An 18,089-nucleotide genomic window follows, 5' to 3' on the forward strand; every position below is an offset into this window, starting at 1 on the left:
ATTCGTTTTTAGTATACTAATTCAATCTTTAAATAAAAAATAAAATGCTTCAGCTGTTGAGGATGTTTTTAGAATTACCCAACTCTACGAAAAACATGGTAAACTGTAAGTCGAATTTATTTTACTCTCTAGGAAGGAGCCGGACATATGAAGGCAAAAATAACTCATCAATTAATTAAGGATATGTGTGGCGTTACGTCCTTCAAGAGGGGTAATGCATTTTTTCTTGCAAATAAAGTGAAAATTGAGGATTATGACGAGCATACATGTCAGGCTATTGTCGAAGGAACAGAAAATTTCAATGTTACAATCTCAGAAATGGACAAGGGAGGCATTCAATCAACATGCTCTTGCCCAAAGCTAGCTTCATTCGATAAAGACTGTCAGCATATCGCTGCGGTTTTATTATACCTTTACGATCAACAGAGAAACGGAAATTCATTACAAAAACCTGATGATACGATGACAAAAGATTTATTTTCTCTTTTTAGCCATCAGCCGATCCGTTCAAGCAGTCATCAGCGACATTTTGAAAATAGACAGGTCATCGAAGCGGAATTTATATGTAAGCCTGTTACAGACGAAAATGGAGTAAACTTGCTCGGTATTGAAGTGAAATTAAACTCATTTTCAGTAGAAAATCTCTTTGGATTTTTAGAACATTTACAAGCAGGAAAATCAATTCAACTAGCAAATTCCTTTCTATTTGATGCAACTTATCATTGTTTTCAACAAGAAGATGATGAAGTTTTTCAACAAATGATTGGAGTTATGTTAGATAAAAAAGCTGATAAAACAATCGTATCACAATCAAGTATGTTGCTTATTCCACCCACTTCATGGGAAAAAATGCTAACGTCGTTACTAGCAGCACCTCAAGTCAAGTTATTGTATAAAGAGACGATGTTTAATAGGATAAATGTAACGAAAGAATCGCTTCCTTTACAATTCAACTTTGATAAAACTAGCGGTTATGAGTTAGGTATTAAAGGTCTTGATAAGATTGTGATTTTTCATTCCTATCAAACCGTTTTATATAATGGTAAGTTCATTCAATTAGAAAATGACGATTTTAAGCGTTTATTCGAGCTAAATCAAATGTTGAAGAAAACACGAACTTCTTCCATACTGATTCAACACGAACAGGTTGGTTTTTTTCTAGAAAAAGTAGTACCTGGTTTAAAAAGACTAGGGAAAGTGAATATAGCCGAAGCCATTAGCCGTCAATTAGTCAAAACCCCATTAATAGCCAAGCTTTATTTGGATCGAATTAAAAACCGTTTATTAGCAGGCCTTGAGTTTCACTATGAAAATATGATGATAAATCCTTTAGAAGGCCGGGAGCTTCCGAAAGAATCCATTCTTTTGAGAGATATAGAGAAAGAAGAGGAAATCCTAGGTTTAATGGAAGAAAGCTCTTTCTCCAAAACTGATGGAGGCTATTATTTGCATAACGAAGAGCTAGAATATGATTTTCTCTATTATCAAATGCCTAAGCTACAAAAGCTTTGTCAAACTTATGCAACAACAGCTGTTAGGATGCGGATTTTTAGAGAAAATGTAAAGCCGCAGATTCGAATTAAAGTAAAAAAGGAACGAACAAACTGGCTTGAATTTAAGTTCGAAATGGACTTCATCGCTGAAAAAGAAATAAAAGAGGTTTTAGTAGCTCTAGAGGAAAAACGAAAGTACTACAGGTTACGTGATGGCTCATTACTTTCATTAGAAACGAAAGAGTTTGAGGAAATTCAACGTTTTCTTCATACTCCTCTCGTACAGGATAAAGATTTGTCTAATGGATTAGATCTACCTATTGAAAAAAGTCTTCAGCTTCTTGATGTTGTCGAGGGCAGCGAGTCTTTTTATGTAGAAGAGTCATTTAGACAGTTTCTTAATACAATCCGTCACCCTGGCAGTCTAGACTTTCCAATTCCAGATACCTTAGATTTTATTTTAAAAGATTATCAAAAGATCGGTTTTAAATGGATGAAAACTCTTGCTACTTTCGGATTTGGTGGCATTTTAGCAGATGATATGGGGCTAGGCAAAACATTGCAAAGCATCACGTTTATTCTTTCAGAGCTTCAAACCATTCGTCAGGAAAAACGTCCGGTGCTAATTGTTTGTCCTTCCTCACTAACCTATAATTGGTTAAGCGAATTTATAAAATTCACACCAAGTATTAAGACGCTTATTATGGATGGTGCAAAATCAGAACGTACTAAACGGCAAAATGAGGCATGTGATACAGATGTGATCATTACATCTTATCCACTATTACGTAAGGATATTAAATGGTATGAAAAACAATCATTTCATTCGATCTTTTTCGATGAAGCTCAAGCCTTTAAAAATCCATTAACTCAAACTGCCCGGGCCGTTAAAAAGTTGCAGGCGAATCATCGGTTTGCATTAACAGGAACTCCCGTCGAAAATTCACTAGAAGAGCTGTGGTCGATTTTTCACGTTGTGTTTCCTGAATTATTTCTAGGGTTAAAAGAATATAGTCAGCTTTCGAAAGCAACAATTTCTCGGCGAATTCAGCCATTTCTGCTTAGAAGAATGAAAGAAGACGTGTTATCGGAGTTTCCTGAAAAAGTAGAGTTAACGGATTCAGTTGATTTACTTCCTGAACAGAAGAAGCTCTACGCAGCCTATTTAGCGAAACTAAGACATGATACACTTAAACATCTTGATAAAGAAACAATGAGGAAAAATCGAATTAGAATATTAGCTGGTTTAACTCGTTTACGCCAAATTTGCTGTCACCCTCGTTTATTTGTTGATGGCTATAAGGGGAGTTCAGCTAAGTTCGAGCAGCTTATGCAAATTATTGAGGAATCCAAACTTTCTGGTAGAAGGGTATTAATTTTTTCTCAATTCACTAGAATGCTTGATCTGATTGGTAAAGAACTAACAATAAGAGGATTACCATACTTTTACCTTGATGGACAAACTCCCTCTGAAGATAGAGTGGAGATCTGCAACCGTTATAATGACGGTGAACGAGATTATTTTCTTATTTCATTAAAAGCAGGAGGAACAGGCTTAAATTTAATGAGTGCTGACACTGTTATTTTGTATGATACATGGTGGAATCCAGCAGTTGAGGAGCAAGCTGCTGACCGTGCCCACCGAATCGGCCAAAAAAACTCCGTCCAAGTCATTAAGCTCATAGCAAAAGGAACAATCGAAGAAAAAATCAATGAACTACAAGACAAAAAACGCGACCTGGTTGAAGAAATCATTAAATCTGACGGTCAGAAGGGAACGATGCTGACGGAGGAGGATATCAGGGAGATATTGATGTTGTGAGGGGGCTGTGTTTTTTGGTGCCTGTCACTACCCGATATTTGTCAAGATTTGTCGATGTGAAAAATCCGCACTGACCAAAAAAGGGCTGTCCATCTCAAGCGGCCTTTTTTTGCTTGCTTAATATTCCTTAAATTGGTTTACTCTTTTCGTCCTTCTATCAATTATACTAATATATAAGATTATGTTAGTAAGGAGGGTACGCTACAAAAGCATCATCATGAAAAAACGTCTAAGAAAATTCTTTCTATCATTTGTAGTGTTCCTTCTATTATATTGTATAGCAATTATAGGAGCTGTTGAGTATTGGAGTCATACAGAAGCAGGGAAGGTACCTGTAAAAACAGCGGTTCTTCTTCATGCGGTTGATCAAAGACTAGTCACATCAGATATGAAAGCACCTAAAATCTTCTCAAGCTCTGGAAGTCCAAGCTATACTCGTACAACAACATCCATCCCTATGACAGATGGGGAGGAGATTCCGATAAGAATCTACCAACCTAAAAAAGAAGGACCTCATCCCATTATTATTTACTACCATGGCGGTGCTTTTTTAGAAGGGTACGGAAATATTAACACACACGATAATATTGTCCGTGCTCTCGCTGCGAAAACACAAAACGTTGTTATTTCAGTCGGATACAGATTAGCCCCAGCTCATCCTTTCCCAACCGCCACGGAGGATAGTTATGAAGCATTACTATGGGCTGTTAAACACGCAAGCTCTTTTAACGGAGATCCTAGTAAAATTGCAGTTGCAGGTGACAGTGCTGGAGGAAATCTAGCAACTGTTGTGACGATGATGGCACGTGATCGAAATGGTCCATCTATTACCTCACAAGCCCTTTTTTATCCGTTAACCACATTTCAAGATGTTACTTTTTCATCAAGAAGTTTATATGATAGCGGCTACTATTTAATTTCAAGGAGTGTAATGGAAAAGGCGCGGAAAAACTATACACCAGAGGAAAAGATGTGGTCCAACCCATACACATCACCTCTTGATGCTCAAAATCTTCATGCTCTTCCTCCTGCGTTAATTATTACAGCCGAATTTGATCCGCTTAGAGATGAAGGAGAAGCGTACGGGAAAGTGTTAGCAGAAAGTGGAACACCAGTCAATGCTGTTAGGTATAATGGTGTGATGCATGGATTTGTTTCTTTTTACGAGGTTATGAATCGCGGGAAAGATGCGCTCAATGAAGCGTCAGCTTATTTAACGGAATCGTTTCAGCAGCAACCTGAGTATCAAGCGTACCAGCTAGATATCTATGACAACCAACCAGCATTAGAAAGCTTACAGGACAGAGGAGAGGCCTATGCAATCGGAGGATATTTACTCGGAAAACAGGCTATTTCCAAGATTTCTTCCTGGTAAGAAAAAATGACACACCGTTAAAAGTGTGTCATTTTTATTAGATTTCAAAATCAACGACAATAAGTTCAGTTAAACCAATCTCCTTTAGAAACGCAACAGCTTCCTGATGCTTTTCATGTGGTCCATATTGTTCAAGAGCTTGCTTATCCTCAAAACGTACAGTTAAACCTAATTCAAACCCCTGACTTCTGTCTGAAAAATTTATCCCAGCTTGAATATCAACAATCCCGCTAATCTCATTCTTAAGCGATGTTAATTTTTGAATCGCTTCATTTTGTTGTTCAACTGTTGTTGAATCATTAAATTTGAAGATAACGATATGTTCTACCATGATAACTCCTCCAAGAACTATTCTTTTTTCGTACGAATATATTATTGCACAATTTGAAAGATATGGACAAATAATATACAAGAGAAGAAAGAACATTTCATTATATTTATAAAGGAATAATTGGAAAAACATAGAAATGAATATATAGTAACATATTAAACTAGTCAAAGCGAAAGACTGGAGGGTGATACGATGTATACGTTATCACTTAGGGTTCAAAAAAAGAATGGATTACATATCCGCCTTGCTGCTACATTTATTATTACTCTACAATCACTTTTAAAGGATAAAGAAGCAATTAAAAACAGCTATGTGATTTATAAGGATAAAAAAGTTCAAGCGAACAATCTACTTTCCTTAGTTTCTTTAAAAATTGAGCAAGGTGAAGAGTTTTCGTTGACATTTCCCAATGAAATACCATCACATGTAGCAAAACAAATCGTTGAGCTGTTTGAGGAAAAGGATGTTGAGAATATAAAAGAAATTGAAGCTGATCTTATCATGATGGAAAACTCTTATATTCTTCAAGAAGCCTTCACAAAGCTTCCAAATGGGGTGGTTGTAGTTGATCGTGACAATGTGATTACATATGTAAATGATGCTGCTGTAAAACTACTCGAAAAAACTCCAAATGAGCTCTATAACCATAAGGCTAATGTTGTTATTCCTCAATCAAGATTACATGCCATCATGAAAACTGGTCAACCAGAATTCGCACAAAAGCAAAAAATAAATCATTATACGATACTGACCAATCGATCTCCTCTAATTTTTCAGGATAAAGTCATTGGTGCTGTGGCCGTTTTTCAGGATATTTCGAACTTAGAAAAAATAACAAAAGAACTAAATGAAGTTCAGGAGTTACAGCAAAGACTAGATCTTGTCTTACAATCCGTTTCAGATTTAATTGCCCTAACAAATGAAAAAGGGGAATTTATCTTTATTAACGATGAAATGCATTCAATGCTGATCAAGAATAAAAAAATGAAAAAAATTCAATCGATTATCGGTGACAACCTTTGGAAGTCACATCAAAAATGCCCTGAACCTTTTATGAAAATTATCCAAGTGAATCAACAATTAACATATATTACAAAAATAAACCCAATTATATTTGATGAAATCTTTCGCGGTACAGTTGTTACATTAAGCCCATTGGATGAAATAAAGATTCTCTTACAAAAACTAGAGCTAATGGAGGAAAGAACGAAGTATTTAGAGAGAGAATTATCTAAACATCAAAAACTGAATTCTGCATTTAATAAAATCATTGGAAATAGTGAGGTTCTACTAGAATCCTTATCTATGGCTAATAAGGTTTCAAAAACAGATTCAACTGTGCTGATAACAGGTGAAAGCGGTACAGGAAAAGAACTTGTTGCAAGAGCCATCCATGAAACAAGTGATCGTAGTGAGCGATCATATATCCGGGTCAATTGCTCTGCCATTTCACCGAATTTAATAGAAAGTGAGCTTTTTGGCCATGAAAAAGGTGCTTTTACAGGTGCTTACAAGGTACATCGAGGAAAATTTGAACTAGCTGATAACGGAACTATTTTTCTCGATGAAATAGGTGACTTAAACTTGGATTTACAAGTAAAGCTGTTAAGAGTTCTGCAAGAAAAGGAAGTCGACCGTGTAGGTGGCTTTGAGCCGGTTACAATCAATGTTAGGGTTATTGCCGCTACGAACAGAGACCTAGCGAAAATGATAGAAGAAGGGAAATTCCGTGAAGATTTATATTATCGATTAAATGTTATTCCCATTCATTTACCACCGCTACGATCAAGAAAAGAGGACATCCCTCTCTTAATTGAGCATTTTCGTGAACATTTTAATCAACACTTGGGAAAAAATATCAACGGATTTGAACATGGTTTAATTGAGATATTATCGAACTATCATTGGCCAGGAAACATTCGCGAACTCGAAAACATCATTGAAAGGCTTTTTAATCTAACAGATGATTATTCCTTGAAAATTAGAGATTTGCCTCATTATATTTATAAAGAAGAGAGATCTTCAGCTTCTCAAAAACTAGACCTTTTACCAGTAAGTAACATTCTTACTCTCGAGGAATATGAAAGGCAAATATTCACTCATGCATGTCAATATTACCCTAGCTATAATCAGCTTTCTCATGCATTAGGAATTACACACAAAACAGCAGCAAAAAAAATAAGGAAATATGGTTTAGAGCACTTACTTGGTAAAAAATATCAAAATACTTGATACTTTTTACCAATTTCCCCCTATAAACATTTTAAAACGCTTATTTGTAAGCGTTTTATTTATTGGCATGGAACTTGCAATTAGGTTAACTGAGAATCAATAAAGGAGGAATACACGTGAAAAAATTAATTAATGATGCCAATACAGTTGTTCAAGAAATGCTGGAGGGGATGGTTGCTGCACATCCTAATAAACTTAAGTTAATACAGGATACTACAGTCCTTGTAAGAGCAGACGCTCCTGTTGAAGGAAAAGTAGGCTTAGTAAGCGGAGGTGGAAGTGGACATGAACCTTCACATGCAGGTTACGTAGGAGTTGGAATGCTTGATGCTGCAGTTTCTGGTGAAGTATTTACTTCTCCAACACCTGATCAAGTTTTTGAAGCGATTAAAGCTGTTGATAGCGGTTCTGGAGTGTTATTGATTATTAAAAACTATACAGGTGATGTAATGAACTTTGAAATGGCTGCTGAATTAGCAGAGGCAGAGGGAATAAACGTTGCAAAAGTTGTAGTGAATGATGATGTTGCTGTTGAAAACAGTACATATACAACAGGGAGACGTGGTATTGCTGGTACTGTTCTTGTTCATAAGATCGCAGGTGCTGCCGCAGAGAGAGGTGCAACGCTAGAAGAGGTAGAGGCTATTGCAAATAAAGTGATTCATAACGTTCGATCAATGGGTATGGCCTTAACGCCCTGCACCATCCCGGCTGTTGGTAAGCCAGGCTTCTCTCTTTTAGAAAATGAAATTGAAATTGGGATGGGAATCCATGGTGAACCAGGTATTGAAAAAACCTCTATTCAAACAGCAAATACAATTGCTGAAACTCTTCTAACAAAAGTTCTGGATGATTTAGACATAAAACAAAATGATAAAGTAGCTGTTCTCATTAATGGTCTTGGTGCAACACCTTTGATGGAGCTTTATATTGTTAACAAAAAGGTAGCAAGTATCCTAGACGAACAACATGTGGAGATTTATGACACTTTTGTTGGCGAATTTATGACAGCATTAGAAATGGCTGGTTGTTCCATATCTGTTCTTAAACTTGATCAACAATTAATGGAGTTACTTGATACTCATGCAGATACATTGGCTTTTAAACGCTAAGTATAGGTAATGATTAACTGAGAAAGGACGTAATAACATGGAATTCGATGTACCAAAAGCAAAGCACTGGATTAAAATTTTAAACTCAAAAATACAAGATCAAAAACACGATTTAACTGATTTAGATTTAGCAATCGGTGACGGTGATCATGGGGTAAATATGGCAAGAGGCTTTCAAGAGGTTATGAATAAAATCGAAAATAAGGAATACCCGGACCTTTCTACTTTATTTAAAGAGATTGGGATGACAATTATCTCGAAAGTTGGTGGTGCTTCTGGTCCTCTTTATGGAACAGCTTTTATAAAAGCCTCTCCTATTTTTCAAAATAAGGAGTCTATTACTATATCTGAATTAGCCCAAGCATTTAATGCTTCCTTGGAAGGACTAAAACTCAGAGGTCGTGCTCAAATAGGAGATAAAACAATGATTGACGTCTGGGAGCCTGTCGTTACATTTATGATCGAACAAGGAGATAGCTTACGCCCAAATGAACTTGCTCAGCTTGCAGAAAAAACGAAGGAAGGAACGATAAACTTAGAAGCAAAAAAAGGTCGTGCTGCTTATCTTGGTAAACGATCTATTGGACATATTGATCCAGGTGCTGCGTCCTCCTGCTATCTATTTGAAGCATTAGCGAACGTATTAGAAGGAGAAGATTGTGATGAGTAAAGTAAGTTTATTATTAATCTCGCATAGTTATCATCTCGTTACTGGATTAAGAGAATTGCTGCAGCAAGTTCAACCAGACGTTTCTATTGCAATTTCTGGGGGAGCTGATGGAGGAATTGGAACAAATGCGTTTGATATTAAGGAAGCAATAGAGTCTATCTATACTGAAAAAGGAATTGTGATTCTCTTTGATTTAGGAAGTGCTTTAATAAACGCAGAACTAGCGTTAGAGTTGCTCGATAAAAATCAATCTAAGATTCGGCTAGCTGACGCACCGCTCGTTGAAGGAGGATTCGCAGCAGTTGTAGAGGCCGGTATTGGAGGCTCTCTTCAGGAGGTGCTTGAAGCAGCAGAGGGGGCAAAACAATTGCAAAAAATCACAAGATAAGAAAGGGTCAGGAGTGAGCGCAAGATATGATTGAAAAAGAAATAAAAATAAAAATTGAAAATGGTCTTCATGCAAGGCCCTCGGCAGAATTAATAAAATTAATGAATCCTTTTAAAAGCACTGTTTATTTCAACATAGATACAAAGAAGGTAAATGCCAAAAGCATTTTGAGTCTTATGGGCGTATCTATCCAAAATAATCAATCAATTCTTGTAATGATAGATGGCGATGACGAAGAGGAAGCATTACTAGCTCTTGAAGCATTTTTAACTGATGAAAAAAGCTAGAATTGTAGCTGTTATGTTCATAAGAAATATCTAACAAACATTTTTCTTTGAAATATAACAATAAGGATGTTGGATATGACATTAGACAATCAAATCATTTTGCCTGCTTTACGAAACATGAAGGATTTTGAGAAATTATTAGATAGTCCCTATGAATATATTGTCTTGCTTGATCTGCACATTGGAAATTTGAAGAACATAACGACAAAGGCTAAACAACATAAGAAAAAGGTCCTTCTACATGCTGACTTAATACATGGCTTAAAAGCGGACGATTATGGCATTGACTACCTATGTCATCAAGTTCAACCTGAAGGGATTATTTCAACAAGAGCAAACGTAATTTCAAAAGCTAAAGAAAAAGGTTTACTTGCTATTCAACGTCTATTTTTATTGGATAGTAGTGCACTAAATAAAGGCTGTGCTTTAATTGAAAAAACAAAACCAGATTATATTGAACTATTACCTGGGATTATCCCTGAGATTATACAAGAAGTTCATTTAAAAGTGAAAATACCCATTTTTGCTGGAGGATTTATCCGAACAACACAAGATGTAGAAAGCGCACTTCATGCTGGTGTAAAAGCAGTAACAACATCAAATAAACAACTATGGAATCACTTTTCTCCAATAGATGGAAGAAATTGAAAATAATACAAATAGTTGTTGACAGCGCTTTCAAAATCGATTAACTTATAATTAAGTTTATATCTTGTGACGGAGAATCGGAGATCCACAGCAATCCCTTATCTTTAGGGGGTGTTTGCTGTGGATTTTTCTGTGTTCTTTTACCAAGTAGCTCTATCACAAAAGGTAAACTACTTACGTAATAAGGGGGAAATATTATGACAGCTTTTTTAGGGGAACTCATTGGTACAATGATTTTAATTATTTTCGGGGGAGGAGTAGTTGGAGGAGTTGTACTAAAAATTCAAAAGCCGAAAACTCAGGATGGATTGTTATTACATTCGGTTGGGCTATGGCTGTAACATTTGGTGTTTATGCTGTTGGTCAGATAAGTGGAGCACATCTTAATCCAGCAGTTACATTAGGATTAGCATCGATTGGAGATTTTCCATGGAGTGATGTACCTTCTTATATTTTTGCTCAGATGATCGGTGGATTTCTTGGTGGAGTTATTGTCTTTTTTCACTACCTCCCACATTGGAAAGCAACAGAAGACAAGGGTGCTAAGTTGGCTGTATTTTCAACAGACCCAGCCATTAAGTCTACTCCAGCAAATCTCTTAAGTGAAATAATTGGTACATTTGTTTTAGTACTTGGTTTACTTACAATTGGCTCTAATTCATTTACTGAAGGTCTTAACCCGTTAATTGTTGGTTTCTTAATATTAGCAATCGGTCTTTCACTTGGGGGAACAACAGGTTATGCAATCAACCCAGCACGTGATTTGGGGCCAAGAATTGCCCACTTCTTGTTACCGATTGCAGGCAAGGGAAGTTCAAACTGGAGTTATGCTTGGATCCCAGTTGTTGGACCAATCATCGGGGGAGTTTATGGGGCGCTTTTTTATAAGCAAGTTTTCTTAAGTGAAGGAAGTGCTGCATTTTGGATATGTACGGTTGTAGTGGCCATTATTGCTCTTTCAGCATTCGCAAAAAGCAGAGGTCAAGATGCTAATGTTTCTTCTCATACAAAAGCATCCGTTTAATTTAAAAAATAAAGATCATTCACAAAAGGGAGAGAAATCATAATGGAAAAATATATCTTATCACTTGACCAAGGAACAACAAGCTCACGAGCAATACTTTTTAACAAACAAGGGGAAATCATTCATATATCTCAAAAAGAATTCACTCAGCACTTTCCAAAGCCAGGCTGGGTTGAGCATGACGCTAATGAGATTTGGGGATCAATTTTATCCGTTATTGCTCAAGTTTTATCTGAAACGAATGTGAAGCCGGAACAGATCGCGGGAATAGGGATTACAAACCAACGTGAAACTGCAGTTGTATGGGATAAAACAACAGGACTTCCTATATACAATGCAATTGTTTGGCAATCACGACAAACGGCAGGGATTTGTGAGGAATTAAAATCACAGGGATATAATGACTTATTTAGAGATAAAACAGGTCTATTAATCGATGCTTATTTTTCAGGCACGAAGGTTAAATGGATTTTAGATTCTGTAGACGGGGCTAGAGAAAAAGCAGCCAACGGAGATTTGATGTTCGGTACAATTGATACATGGCTCATCTGGAAGCTTACTGGCGGAGCAGCATTCGTGACTGACTACACAAATGCTTCAAGAACGTTAATGTATAATATCCATGAATTGAAATGGGATGATGAACTATTAGATATTTTAACTGTTCCAAAGTCAATGCTTCCAGAAGTACGCCCTTCTTCAGAAATCTATGGATATACGGTTGATTATCATTTCTTCGGTCAAAATGTTCCAATCGCAGGTGTTGCCGGGGACCAACAAGCAGCGTTATTTGGTCAGGCATGCTATCAAGAGGGAATGGCCAAAAATACTTATGGCACTGGATGCTTTATGCTTATGAACACGGGAGAAAAAGCTGTAAAATCAGAGCATGGCCTTTTAACGACAATTGCATGGGGGTTGGATGGAAAAGTAGAATATGCTTTAGAAGGGGTCCTACCAACAAAACGCGGAAAACATACGCTAAGCAAATTTCGACATAAAGAAAGCCGATTTTTCCTACGCTAAGGAATCATCGGCTTTTAGTATTATTGAATAAGAGGGCGTAGTGAATGTAGACTTGCTACTTTACTTGCATCAAAGTTGTATTCACCAAGAAAATTAATGTGTTCCCATCCTAACGGAGAAACATGTTTAAGTAAATCTTCTCTCAAATTCCCCTTTTCCTTCAATAATTTTGTTGCTTCTGTAAGATAAACGGTATTCCATACGCTAATAGCATTTATTAGAATATTTAAAGCACTTGCACGTTGTAGTTGGTCTTGTATTCCTCGTTCTCGTAACTCACCTCGTTTTCCAAAGAATAAGGCTCTTGCTAACCCATTCATGGCTTCCCCTTTATTTAGTCCTCGCTGAATTCGACGGCGTAGTGTTTCGTTAGATATGTAATCCAAAATAAAAATGGTCTTTTCGATTCTCCCCATTTCTCGCAAAGTAGTTGCAAGTTTATTTTGTCTCGCATATGACCCTAATTTCCCCATAATAAGTGAACCAGACACTTTTCCTTCTCGAATAGAATGAGCTACACGTAATACGTCATCAAAATTCTCTTGAATAATTTTAGTATTAATACGACCACGGAGTATATTTTCTAGTTTTGGGAATTCATTCGGCGTTTGGATGGTGAATAGCTTAGAGTCAGCTAAATCACGTAGCCTTGGTGCAAAACGAAATCCTAGTAAATGACTCAATCCAAATACTGAGTCGGCGTAGCCAGCTGTATCTGTAAAATGCTCTTCAATATTTAAATCTGTCTCATGATGAAGTAATCCATCGATAACGTGTACAGCATCACGAGCATTGGTATTAATGACTTTCGTATAAAAACTTGAAAATTGATCACTGGTAAATCGATAAATGGTTGCCCCTTTTCCAGACCCATAGTGTGGATTGGCATCGGCATGTAACGATGAAACACCAACCTGTACGCGCATTCCATCAGAGGAAGAGGTACTTCCATCTCCCCAATAGGAAGCTAGTTTAAGCTTATGTTGAAAAATTACTAATGTCGCTTGTGCACGACTTATAGCATCATCGAATAAACGCCATTGCGCTGCATTAGCCATTTGATGATAGGTAACTCCTGGTGTCGCTTCTGCCATTTTAGTAAGACCTATGTTAGTTCCCATCGCCATGAGAGCAGCCATGAGAACTACTTTTTCCTCTCCCTTTGGTGGGCGATTGGTTGAGGCATGTATCAACATTTCATCAAATCCTGTCCAGTGTGCTACCTCCATTAAAAGATCAGTGAGCTTTATTCTTGGCAACATATTATATAAAGACAGGCTAAAAGCTCTCGCTTCTTCGGGTGTATTCTTCTCCAAACGGTCCACTCGGATCTTAGCCTTTTCGATATTTACTCCTTCTAGAGAATCAAGATTATTTGAAACCCATGTAAGGCGTTGAGCTAGTGACTTTCTTCTTTCCTCAATATATTCATCTGCCGATGAACGAACGGCTAGTTTAGTTTCCGTAAGACGAGTTGTTGTCCAATCTTTTTTAGGAACAAGATACTCTTCAAAATCTTTATGAAGTCTACTACCGACTACGGATATGTCGCCTGAACGAATATGATTTTTCAACTCTGTTAGTGCAGCCATCTCATAATAGTGCCGGTTAATTATTCCATCATCACCATAAACATGCTTCTTCCAACGTTTAGGAATAAAATCTACCGGGGCATCATTTGGAATTTTTCTTTTACCAGATTCATTTATTTCATTTAGCGTTTTTAGGGCTTGCAATAATGGCTCTGTACCTTGTGTAGAACGAAATTCAAGAGATTTAAGAAAAGTAGGAGTATATTTTCTTAGATAAGAAAACCGATTTTCTAACAAATCTAGATAATCGTAATCCATCGGTCGGGCTAATTTTTGGGCTTCTTCAACGGAAGAAACAATTTTATCCCACGGCATAATCATTTCAATAGCATTAAATGGATCAAGCCCTTCATTTCGTGCTTGAATAAGTGCAGCACCAATATCTGCAAAATGCACGACTTTTTCATTCACTGCTTTTCCATTTTCTTTTTGCATTTCCTCTTGTGTTTTACGACCCTTTGATTGTAAAATCATCATTTGTCTATCATGAATTTCAATTGCTTGGTCAATTAGATCTTGGCTTAGTGTTACTAGATAGGCAACAAGAATTGCATATTTCTTCATTTCTTTAAATCTTCGAAATGAGTGGGGTTCATACCGTGCTCCAATACGAGATAATTGAAGTAACCGATTGGGATGGATTTGTTCTGTATTTATTTCTAATTTTAATTCTCGAATATATTCTAAGCGCTTTATGACTTTTAAAAAGGCTTCAGGTGAAGATTGGCCGGGAAGCTCCCTCAGCCATGCTAAAGGGGTTTTTCTATTGTCTACAAATGGATCTATAAGTTTATCTAACTTTTGTTTTTGCCATTTGGAAAGAGTACAAGTTAATGATTTAAAAATCCTTTCCTCTGCTCGTTGACGAGTTTCCCAAACAAGCCTTTCTATAGTAGTCATGCCAGGGAGAATAATTTTCTGATTACGTAGTTCTTCTTGTGCTGTACGAAGAAGATACATTGAATTTCCATTTTGAAGGGCATGATTCAAAAGAAACTGAGCTGCCTTGCGATAGTTCCCTAAGGAAAAATTTTGATAACCATAAACTTGACGGATTTCTTCCATATGCTCATGTTTAGTTGGCTCTCGTTGGGCATATAAAGAAAATGAATTAGGATTAACATCTATTTGGCTAGCTATGTATTCGATTATGTAATCTGGAATAGGTCCAACATCTGAAAGGGACCATCCAGGATAGCGTAGAACACATAATTGAACAGCAAAGCCTAATCGATTATGATCTCTTCTGTGTCGTTTAATAATTTCAAGGTCATATTGTGAAAAAGTATAATAAGTTTCTAGTTCACTTTCGCTCATATCAGCTGGAATTCGTACAAATTCCGTTCTTTGATCTTCTGTTAGTAATTCTTTCCCTCTCATGCTACAACTCCTTGCTAGATATCTTTTTTCTTTTCTAGATAACGATATAAGGTTGTCGCTCCAATGCCTGTTGCCGTCTTAATTTGAGATAAAGAGTAATCTTTGCTTTCATACATTTTTATAGCAAGTTCTATTTTCTTTAAATCAACCTTCGGTCTGCCTCCGTTTCTTCCCCTAGCTCTAGCAGCCGTCAATCCATCCTTCGTTCGTTCACTAATAATATCTCGTTCTAATTCTGCTATGCTGGCTAACATTCTGAAAAAGAACCGTCCCATAGCAGTTGTGGTATCGATCTTGTCTTGTATGGAAACAAAATGAATTTCCTTTGATTCGAAATATTCCATAAGCTCAATTAAATGTTTGGTACTACGACTGATACGATCTAATTTATAAACAATGACCGTGTCATCTTTACGTAAAACTTTAAGTAGTTCATCTAATTGAGGTCGATTTTTCATTTTTCCTGATTCTTTTTCTTCAAAAATCTGATCCACTCCGTAGTGAGCTAATGCATCGAGTTGTAATGATAATGATTGATCTTGTGTACTTACGCGTGCATATCCAAATTTCAACACAAATCTCCCCTTTTCTAATATGTTAACTATACCAAAAAGGGGTTTTAAATAGATATATTGGTCTTTTGATTTTGGTTATATTTTTGGTTATGTATTTAAGTAGTTTTTAAGGTTTTTAGAGAAGTTCTCTATTCATAACCAAAAACGGTCGTTTATGGTGATTTGTCCATGAACTAATGAATTAAATGGCTTTTTTAATTTTGTTCAATAATCGGGCCAGATTGTGGGTGCGAAATGTTCTTGACTCAAATGAAATGTGGACACACAATTTCGGTAAAGGTCAGGCAGTTTTAGAGTTCTGAAACTGAAGGGTTATGTCGAGGAGTCGAATGAGGAGGTAACGCTCCGAAAGGCTCCCCCTGCGTCGAATAGCACACTGTTTAGTAAGAAAAAGTGTGTTATAAGCTCGGCTAATAGGCGTGAGAATTTACCGTAACAGTATAGCTGACGAAAGCCTACCCGATGGGGTGGTGTAAATCATGGTGCTTGGGTTGAACAGATATGGTGAGAATGCGACGAAATAAAATAAGAAAGTATATTGCTGACGAACTTCTGAATGTACGGGTCTAGACTGGCATTATACAGAAATGTATTTACTACTAAATGTAGGGTTAGCTGTGGGTGAGTAAGAATCCATAATATAAAAATCCATCTTGTGTTACAGGCACATGCGATTGCTAACAGGCTCATAGGAAGCACCTAAGTTTGTTCCATAATAGACATAATTCAACGTTGTAAGCTGATAACGTGGAGAGCTTACTCTCTATGAAGCGTTGAAAAGGAAACTAGTCGTGAGATTAGCGACCATATAACTTTTCTTTATATCAGTGAAAGTAGTGGCACAGTACCATTGAAACGTGTAATGAACGTTGAGGGATAGCCACCAGACTAATAAAAGATTCATTCAGCCATGCAAGGCAGTTCTTCAACGATTAATAAGGTTCTTGTAAGACTAATAGAGGTTCAGCTCCTAAAGGAGTCACCAACTTGTTAAAACGAAAGAAACTGAGACACAATGAGTATTATGATATGCAGTACAATTTTGATTCTTTATATGCTCAAAGTGCCAATGGACAGAATTTTTATGGATTACTAGACTTAATGCAATCCGATGATAATATACGGTTAGCTTATCGGAATATTAAACGAAACACTGGCAGTAAAACTGCTGGAGATGACGGATTAACGATTGAAGATATAAACCGATTATCTGTATCTGAGGTTGTATCGACGATACAAAGAATGTTTGAATACTATACACCCCAAGCCGTCCGGAGAGTATTCATTCCTAAGGCAAATGGGAAAACTCGGCCCTTAGGGATTCCGACTATCTGGGATAGATTGTTCCAACAGTGTATCTTGCAAGTACTTGAGCCGATTTGTGAAGCGAAATTCTATAAACATAGTTATGGTTTTAGGCCAAACCGCAATACACATCATGCGAAAGCTAGGTTTGAAACGCTCATTAATCGCGCATGCCTATATCACTGTGTTGACGTTGATATAAAAGGATTTTTTGACAATGTAAATCATGCCAAATTAATAAAACAAATGTGGTCTTTAGGCATTCGAGACAAGGCATTGCTTTCCATTATTTCACGTCTTTTAAAGGCTGAAATTATTGGGGAAGGTTTCCCAAAGAAAGGTACACCCCAAGGGGGGATCTTATCACCACTTTTATCTAATATCGTATTAAATGAACTAGACTGGTGGGTTAGTAATCAATGGGAAAGCTTTGAAACACATAAGTTATATAAATCAAATCTTGGCAGATATAATGCGTTGAAACAATCTAATTTAAAACATTGCTACATCGTGAGATATGCAGATGACTGTGTGCCACGAAAGCAACCAAAATGTGCTTAAGCACAATAGGAAGCTATGCTGCACTTAAGATGAGAGTGGGCCTCTCGCAATCGCTATACAGGTAGAGATTGCAAACCACCTTATGGTGCTATAGTCAAAAGCTATGGTATTGAGCGTTAAGGAAAAGGCAGAGCAAGACTTTGTCAGGTACATATTAAGGAGACGAAAATCATTGAACCGCTGAGGAAGTATCGAAAGCATAGGGTTGTCATCAAAACTGAGGGGGAGTCGTTAACTCAGGATAAGTTCGGAGGAAACCTGTTTACTG

At 36.9% G+C, this 18,089-nt stretch carries 11 protein-coding genes and 3 pseudogenes; 11 read left to right on the top strand and 3 right to left on the bottom strand.

Annotated elements, in window-relative coordinates:
- Positions 1-147 precede the first annotated feature (147 nt).
- Both LPC09_RS11640 and LPC09_RS11645 read left to right on the top strand, forming a co-directional pair.
- Positions 148-3,315, top strand: a complete 3,168-nt coding sequence (locus LPC09_RS11640; RefSeq protein WP_231309549.1) for a DEAD/DEAH box helicase — start codon at positions 148-150, stop codon at positions 3,313-3,315.
- Positions 3,316-3,532: 217 nt separating this feature from the next.
- Positions 3,533-4,690, top strand: coding sequence for an alpha/beta hydrolase (locus tag LPC09_RS11645; RefSeq protein ID WP_098796922.1), 1,158 nt, complete (start codon positions 3,533-3,535; stop codon positions 4,688-4,690).
- A 37-nt stretch (positions 4,691-4,727) separates the two neighbouring features.
- Here LPC09_RS11645 and LPC09_RS11650 read toward each other — a convergent pair whose 3' ends face one another.
- Positions 4,728-5,021: a Dabb family protein gene (locus LPC09_RS11650; protein ID WP_098796921.1), complete on the bottom strand. Its 294-nt coding sequence runs from the start codon at positions 5,019-5,021 to the stop codon at positions 4,728-4,730.
- A 192-nt stretch (positions 5,022-5,213) separates the two neighbouring features.
- On the opposite strand from LPC09_RS11650, the gene LPC09_RS11655 reads away from it, so the two are divergent.
- The 8 genes and pseudogenes from LPC09_RS11655 to glpK form a co-directional block, all read left to right on the top strand.
- Positions 5,214-7,253: a sigma 54-interacting transcriptional regulator gene (locus LPC09_RS11655; protein WP_231309550.1), complete on the top strand. Its 2,040-nt coding sequence runs from the start codon at positions 5,214-5,216 to the stop codon at positions 7,251-7,253.
- A gap of 116 nt (positions 7,254-7,369) precedes the next feature.
- Positions 7,370-8,365 (top strand): dihydroxyacetone kinase subunit DhaK, encoded by a 996-nt coding sequence (gene dhaK, locus LPC09_RS11660; RefSeq protein WP_098796919.1) that lies wholly within the window; start codon positions 7,370-7,372, stop codon positions 8,363-8,365.
- 37 nt (positions 8,366-8,402) lie between these two features.
- Positions 8,403-9,035, top strand: a complete 633-nt coding sequence (gene dhaL / locus LPC09_RS11665) for a dihydroxyacetone kinase subunit DhaL (RefSeq protein ID WP_098796918.1) — start codon at positions 8,403-8,405, stop codon at positions 9,033-9,035.
- Complete coding sequence (gene dhaM, locus LPC09_RS11670; protein ID WP_098796917.1) at positions 9,028-9,423, top strand: dihydroxyacetone kinase phosphoryl donor subunit DhaM; 396 nt, start codon at positions 9,028-9,030, stop codon at positions 9,421-9,423. The genes dhaL and dhaM overlap by 8 nt, the downstream gene beginning before the upstream one ends.
- Before the next feature lie 26 nt (positions 9,424-9,449).
- Positions 9,450-9,710 (top strand): HPr family phosphocarrier protein, encoded by a 261-nt coding sequence (locus tag LPC09_RS11675; protein WP_098796916.1) that lies wholly within the window; start codon positions 9,450-9,452, stop codon positions 9,708-9,710.
- A gap of 75 nt (positions 9,711-9,785) precedes the next feature.
- The gene (locus tag LPC09_RS11680; protein ID WP_098796915.1) at positions 9,786-10,358 is read left to right on the top strand and encodes a glycerol-3-phosphate responsive antiterminator; all 573 of its coding nucleotides are present in this window, start codon (positions 9,786-9,788) and stop codon (positions 10,356-10,358) included.
- Positions 10,359-10,555: 197 nt separating this feature from the next.
- Positions 10,556-11,382: pseudogene (locus LPC09_RS11685) on the top strand (MIP/aquaporin family protein).
- Between the two features lie 42 nt (positions 11,383-11,424).
- A pseudogene (glpK, locus tag LPC09_RS11690) lies at positions 11,425-12,333 on the top strand (glycerol kinase GlpK); the annotation flags it as partial.
- 95 nt (positions 12,334-12,428) lie between these two features.
- Here glpK and LPC09_RS11695 read toward each other — a convergent pair.
- Together LPC09_RS11695 and LPC09_RS11700 are read right to left on the bottom strand one after the other, a co-directional pair.
- Complete coding sequence (locus LPC09_RS11695; protein WP_231309551.1) at positions 12,429-15,380, bottom strand: Tn3 family transposase; 2,952 nt, start codon at positions 15,378-15,380, stop codon at positions 12,429-12,431.
- A 14-nt stretch (positions 15,381-15,394) separates the two neighbouring features.
- Complete coding sequence (locus tag LPC09_RS11700; protein WP_029343401.1) at positions 15,395-15,952, bottom strand: recombinase family protein; 558 nt, start codon at positions 15,950-15,952, stop codon at positions 15,395-15,397.
- A gap of 1,032 nt (positions 15,953-16,984) precedes the next feature.
- On the opposite strand from LPC09_RS11700, the pseudogene LPC09_RS11705 reads away from it, so the two are divergent.
- A pseudogene (locus LPC09_RS11705) lies at positions 16,985-17,788 on the top strand (reverse transcriptase domain-containing protein); the annotation flags it as partial.
- Positions 17,789-18,089: the final 301 nt, after the last annotated feature.

The organism is Metabacillus sp. B2-18, assembly GCF_021117275.1.
GTDB lineage: Bacteria > Bacillota > Bacilli > Bacillales > Bacillaceae > Metabacillus.

Bases quoted from the DNA above. Each gene is read 5' to 3' on its own strand.
- LPC09_RS11640 (WP_231309549.1), top strand. From the start codon at position 148: ATGAAGGCAAAAATAACTCATCAATTAATTAAGGATATGTGTGGCGTT.
- LPC09_RS11680 (WP_098796915.1), top strand. From the start codon at position 9,786: ATGACATTAGACAATCAAATCATTTTGCCTGCTTTACGAAACATGAAG.
- dhaM (WP_098796917.1), top strand. From the start codon at position 9,028: ATGAGTAAAGTAAGTTTATTATTAATCTCGCATAGTTATCATCTCGTT.
- LPC09_RS11650 (WP_098796921.1), bottom strand. From the start codon at position 5,021: ATGGTAGAACATATCGTTATCTTCAAATTTAATGATTCAACAACAGTT.
- LPC09_RS11675 (WP_098796916.1), top strand. From the start codon at position 9,450: ATGATTGAAAAAGAAATAAAAATAAAAATTGAAAATGGTCTTCATGCA.
- LPC09_RS11695 (WP_231309551.1), bottom strand. From the start codon at position 15,380: ATGAGAGGGAAAGAATTACTAACAGAAGATCAAAGAACGGAATTTGTA.
- LPC09_RS11655 (WP_231309550.1), top strand. From the start codon at position 5,214: ATGTATACGTTATCACTTAGGGTTCAAAAAAAGAATGGATTACATATC.
- LPC09_RS11645 (WP_098796922.1), top strand. From the start codon at position 3,533: ATGAAAAAACGTCTAAGAAAATTCTTTCTATCATTTGTAGTGTTCCTT.
- dhaL (WP_098796918.1), top strand. From the start codon at position 8,403: ATGGAATTCGATGTACCAAAAGCAAAGCACTGGATTAAAATTTTAAAC.